Here is a 3649-nt window from a genome sequence, read left to right as displayed (position 1 = left end):
GCGCATGACGCTCTCCACTTCCTCCGCGCTGCCGACGTTGTGGCTCAGGGTGATGCAGGGGACGCCGGCGGGGGCATCGGTTGCCGCCTCGGACTGCATCTGCGCGGCGTTCCAGAGCGAGAGGATGAGGCCGTGGTTTGCCTGCAGGAAGACCACCTCGCCGGGAACCTCGCGGTGGAGTGGCCAGCCGAGGCCATCAACGTAGAAACGGCGCGAGGCGTCAACGCTGCGGACGCCCAAGGAGATGAAGTCGACTCGTGGTTGCATCACGCGATCCTGTTATGCGCCTGGCCGCACGGCCCGGGGACGGCTGTCAGAGCGACTCCTCGACGGGCACGTTGGCCTGGTAGTCCCTGCCCTCGCAATCGCTGTACGCAGACATCAGATGGCCCTTGATCAGGCCCCGCACCGTGCTGATCGGAAAGGTCCCGGTGATGGTGTTGCCGGAGTGCTCCACGCCCTTGAGGTCGAAGTTCTCTTCCGTGCCGTCGTGGCTGAAGCAGAAAAAGGACACGGCCTCGCCGTTCATGAACTCGATTTCCATCCGGCGCTGGTGGGAGTGGTCCGGAGTGGCCGCCACGAGCCCCACCACATAGGCGCCGGAACTCGGGATATTCCCGTCGATAGCGAACGTCGCCACCAAAGTTGAATCCTTGGCGGCGACGGTTACGTGCTTCAGGAGTGCATTGTGGGAGCTCATGGCTCAATCCTGCTACCTGTGCCTGCGTCCGTCCACCCCCGATCTAGGTTTTGTCCCCGGCCCGTCGTAGACTTGAAGTGTTCGAAGATATATTCGAATACTTTTCGAAAGTCAGCAGCTGCCGGGAGGCGCCATGGGGATGTTCAGCGAGTCGGTGGACGTCGCCTGCACCCCGGAAGGCCAGCCGGAGTCCCTGGACTGGGCCGGGCGGCACTACGTCCTCTGCGCCGAGCCGGTCCGCTGGTTTGAGCGGCGCCAGTGGTGGGCGGAAGAACCGCGGGCGCCGCTGGGCAGCGGCCCGGGGCTGGTGGACCATGAAATCTGGCGCGTTCAGCTCCGGGATGACGGGAACCCGGACCGGACCCTCACCCTCGACCTGAGCCGGCACCTGGGCAGCGGACGCTGGCGGCTGCTGCGGATCCACGATGCCCTGCCACTACTCCGGAAGCCGGAGCCGGCATGAGCTTCACCCATCTGCACGTCTCCACCGCGTTCAGCGCCCACTACGGGGTGTCCTGGCCGGAGGAGCTGGCCGCCGCCGCGGCCGCGGACGGCGCCACGGCGCTCGGCTGCACGGACCGTGACGGACTCTACGGCACAGTCAAGCACCTGAAGTCGTGCATGGCGGCAGGGCTGGACCCGGTCGTGGGGGTGGATCTCGCGGTCTTCGACGACGACGGCGACCTCCGTACCCGGCTCGGGGGACGCGTCGTCGTCCTGGCACACGGGCAGAACCGCGGCGCCGGGTACCGGGCCCTGTGCCGGCTGGTCTCCGACGCCCATGCCCGCACCTCGGGCAAGGCCGGGGGAGCGGTGCCCGTCGCCGTGACCCGGGCGGAGCTGGCCTCCCGCGCCCTGGATCCGCAGACCCTCAAGCCGGTGCTGACCGTGCTGATCGGCCCGGATTCCGACGTCGGCCGTGCCATGGGCGGCCGGCGCTACCTGCGGCCCCGGACGCTCTTCAAACGCTGGCTGGACGCCATGCCGCCGGGAACCCTCGCCGCCGAGGTCGTCTCGCAGCTCAGCCCGCCGGGCGAGCCGCTGAGCACGGCCCACGCGGTAAGGATGCTCAAGCTCGCCGCGGAACACGCAGTCCCGGCGGTCCTGAGCAACGCCGTTCGATACTGCGCCGAGGACGGCGCCGCGACGGCGGACGTGCTGGACTCGGCCCGGACGCTCAAATCCCTGCCCGAGCTCTCGGCCGCGCCGCTGCTGCAACCGAACGGGCAGGGCTGGCTGAAATCCTCCGCGCAGATGCTGCGGCTGGGCCAGGAGATCATGCACGCCGCCGGGTACGGCGCCGCCGATCTGAAGAGCCTGCTGGCACACACCGAGGCGCTCGCGGACCGCTGCCGGATGGATCCGGTCACGGACATGGGATGGAAGCAGCCGGTGGTGCCGGAGGCCGCGGTGATCGGGATTGCCGGGGATCCGCTGCTGGAGCTCACGCAGCGCTGCGAGGCGGGCATCACCCGGCGCTTCCCGGGCATCACCGGGAAGCCTGCCGCGGACCTGCGCGCCCGGCTGGAACACGAACTGCGGATCATCGACAGCCTGGGCTTCGCCGCCTACTTCCTGACCGTCGCCGAGGTGTCCCGGATGATCCTGGACATGGGGGTCCGGGCGGCCGCCCGCGGCTCGGGCGCCTCCAGCCTGGTCAACTTCCTGATCGATGTCAGCCAGGTGAACCCGCTGCAGCACGACCTGATTTTCGAACGCTTCCTGTCCCGTGACCGCGCCACCCTTCCGGACATCGACATCGACGTCGAAAGCGCCGAACGGCACAACGTCTACCGGAAGATCTTTGAACGCTTCGGCTCCGAACGCGTCACGCTGATGAGCATGCAGAACGGGTACCGCGCCCGCGGCGCCGTCCGCGACGCCGGCCTGGCCCTGGGCATGGACGGCGGCGACATCGACGAGATCGCCAAGCAGCTCTGGCGGTTTTCGGCCCGGAACTTCCGCGAGGCCCTCGTGGAGAAACCGGAGCTGAAGGAATTCGCCGGCCGGGTGGAGCAACGGGACTTCAGCGAAAACCAGCAGCTTGACCTGCTCGTTGACCTGACCGAACGGTTGGACCGGCTGCCGCGCCATATCTCGATGCATCCCTGCGGGGTCATCCTGGGCGACGCGACGCTGCTGGACCGCACCCCGGTCCAGCCGAGCGGGCTCGGCCTTCCGATGAGCCAGTTCGACAAGCACGACATGGACCCGATGGGCATGCTCAAACTCGATGTCCTCGGCGTCCGGATGCAGTCCGCCATGGCCTTCGCGGTCCGGGAGGTGATCCGGCTGCACCCGTCCAAGGCCGAGGTGATGGCGGCCGGCCGGCACCCGGCAGGACCGGACGGCGCCGGGCCCGATTACATCGCCGCGGACGGCCGCATCGACCTCAACGCTGTCCCGCTCGACGACGAACCCACCTACGAGCTGATCCGCAGCACCCACACCCTGGGCTGCTTCCAGATCGAGTCCCCGGGCCAGCGGGAACTGATCGGCAAGCTGGCACCCCGGGAATTCAACGACCTCATCATCGATATCTCGCTGTTCCGGCCCGGGCCGATGAAGTCGGACATGGTCCGGCCCTTCCTGGAGCACCGGCACGGCTTCGCGCCGGAGGTCTATCCGCACCCGAACCTGAAGCCGGTGCTCCAGGAGACCCACGGCGTGACCGTGTTCCATGAGCAGATCCTCAAGACCTTCGATGTGATGACCGGCTGCGGGCTGGCCCGGGCCGACGAATTCCGGCGGGCCCTCGGCAACGAGGTGCTGGAAGGCAAGGTCGAGGAATTCTTCCGCCGCGAGGCCCGCGCCCGGAACTACACGCCTGAGGTGGTGGACAAGGTCTGGGGAACCCTGAAGGCGTTCGGCAGCTTCGGCTTCTGCAAGGCGCACGGCGCCGCCTTTGCTGTGCCCACCTACCAGTCGGCGTGGCTCAAGACCCACCAC

At 68.2% G+C, this 3649-nt stretch carries 4 protein-coding genes; 2 read left to right on the top strand and 2 right to left on the bottom strand.

Annotated features, from left to right (window positions below):
- A partial coding sequence (locus AB4Y86_RS14525; protein WP_441402905.1) for a VOC family protein occupies window positions 1–267 on the bottom strand: 267 nt, incomplete at its 3' end.
- Window positions 268–313: 46 nt separating this feature from the next.
- Entirely contained in the window at window positions 314–700 is a 387-nt protein-coding gene (locus AB4Y86_RS14520; RefSeq protein WP_441402904.1) for a hypothetical protein, read from the bottom strand.
- 133 nt (window positions 701–833) lie between these two features.
- Between AB4Y86_RS14520 and AB4Y86_RS14515 the strand changes: the two genes are divergently transcribed.
- Window positions 834–1163 carry a DUF6504 family protein gene (locus AB4Y86_RS14515; protein WP_441402903.1) on the top strand — a complete coding sequence of 110 codons (330 nt, stop codon included), beginning with the start codon at window positions 834–836 and terminating at the stop codon, window positions 1161–1163.
- Window positions 1160–3649, top strand: a 2490-nt coding sequence (locus tag AB4Y86_RS14510; protein ID WP_441402902.1) for a PHP domain-containing protein, incomplete at its 3' end; no start/stop codon positions are given. The genes AB4Y86_RS14515 and AB4Y86_RS14510, both read left to right, overlap by 4 nt.

It is taken from the genome of Arthrobacter sp. 2YAF22_2 (genome assembly GCF_052114645.1).
Taxonomy (GTDB): domain Bacteria; phylum Actinomycetota; class Actinomycetes; order Actinomycetales; family Micrococcaceae; genus Arthrobacter.
This window is presented reverse-complemented; position numbering and strand designations above follow the sequence as displayed.